General features: G+C 73.0%; 1 protein-coding gene and 1 pseudogene. Both read left to right on the forward strand.

All coding sequences use genetic code 11. From position 1 onward, the window contains the following. Positions 1-1,043, forward strand: a 1,043-nt coding sequence (locus R6V09_RS52945; protein ID WP_442810310.1) for a DNA repair protein RecN, incomplete at its 5' end; no start/stop codon positions are given. Between the two features lie 228 nt (positions 1,044-1,271). Continuing rightward, positions 1,272-1,494: pseudogene (locus R6V09_RS52950) on the forward strand (glycosyltransferase family 1 protein); the annotation flags it as partial.

Raw genomic sequence — 1,494 nt, forward strand, 5'->3', positions numbered from 1 at the left:
CGACGGTCGCCCATGCCGCGCTCGCCGGCAACCCCGAGGACCCCGAGGGCATCGACGCGGCGACCCTTGTCGCGGGTGCGCAGCGGGCCCTGGAGGCCGTACGGTCGCACGACTCGGCGCTGGCCTCGCTCACCGACCGGATCGGTGAGATCGGCATTCTGCTCGGCGATGTGGCGGGGGAGCTGGCGGGCTACGCCGACGACCTCGACGCCGATCCGCTGCGGCTGGCCGCCGTGGAGGAGCGGCGGGCCGCCCTCAACTCGCTCACGCGGAAGTACGGCCAGGACATCGCGGCCGTGCTCGCGTACGCCGAGCAGGGGGCCGCCCGGCTGACCGAACTCGACGGCGACGACGAGCGGATCGACGAGCTCACCGCCGAGCGGGACGCGCTGCGGGGTGAACTGGGCGGCCTTGCGCAGGCGTTGACCGACGCCCGGACGGAGGCCGCCGCGCGGTTCGCCGCCGCGGTGACCGCCGAGCTGGCCTCCCTCGCGATGCCGCACGCGCGCGTGTCGTTCGAGATCCGGCAGGCCGAGGACCCGGAGGGCGTCGAGGTCGGCGGGCGTGCGGTCGCCTACGGCCCGTCGGGCGTCGACGAGGTCGAGTTGCTGCTCGCCCCGCATCCCGGTGCCCCGCCGCGGCCCATCGCCAAGGGCGCGTCCGGCGGTGAGCTGTCGCGCGTGATGCTGGCTGTCGAGGTCGTGTTCGCGGGGACCGATCCCGTGCCGACGTATCTCTTCGACGAGGTCGACGCCGGTGTCGGCGGCAAGGCGGCGGTCGAGATCGGGCGGCGGCTCGCGAAGCTCGCGAAGACCGCGCAGGTCGTGGTCGTCACGCACCTGCCCCAGGTGGCTGCCTTCGCCGACCGTCAGCTGCTGGTGGAGAAGACCAACGATGGATCCGTGACCCGCTCCGGCGTGAAGGTCCTCGAAGGCGAGGACCGGGTACGGGAGTTGTCCCGGATGCTGGCCGGCCAGGAGGACTCGGAGACGGCCCGGGCACATGCCGAGGAACTGTTGGCGACGGCGCGGGCGGACGGGTAGCGCGCGCTCGTCGTTCAGGAGGCGTGCGCGCCTCACTCGTACGGGTGATATGCCCCGCCGGTGTTGCCCTCCCGCACGGCCTCCGGGCCTTTCGGCGTTGTCGGAACACCCGTACGTACTGGCATCCTTGAGTTGGAACGCGTAGGAAGCGTGCGGTACACCCCCACCGCTCGATCCTTCTGTACGTTCTTCGTGACCGCCCGTCGCCGAACCAGGAGCCCCGGCCACGTGACCCCCGTGAGCAGCCACTCACCGCACGGCCAGTCGCCGCTGCGCACCGTGCAGGTGCTCGGCGGAGGCAACGCCGCCAGCAGCGCGCATGTGCGCTCCCTGGCCTCCGGGCTCGTCGCGCGGGGCGTGCGGGTCACGGTGTGCGCCCCCGTCGAGGCCGATCACACCTACGACTTCACGGGCGCCGGCGCCGAACACGTGCACGTGCCGCGCAGCAGCG

Origin of the sequence: Streptomyces sp. W16 (assembly GCF_033194735.1) — a bacterium.
Lineage (GTDB): Bacteria > Actinomycetota > Actinomycetes > Streptomycetales > Streptomycetaceae > Streptomyces.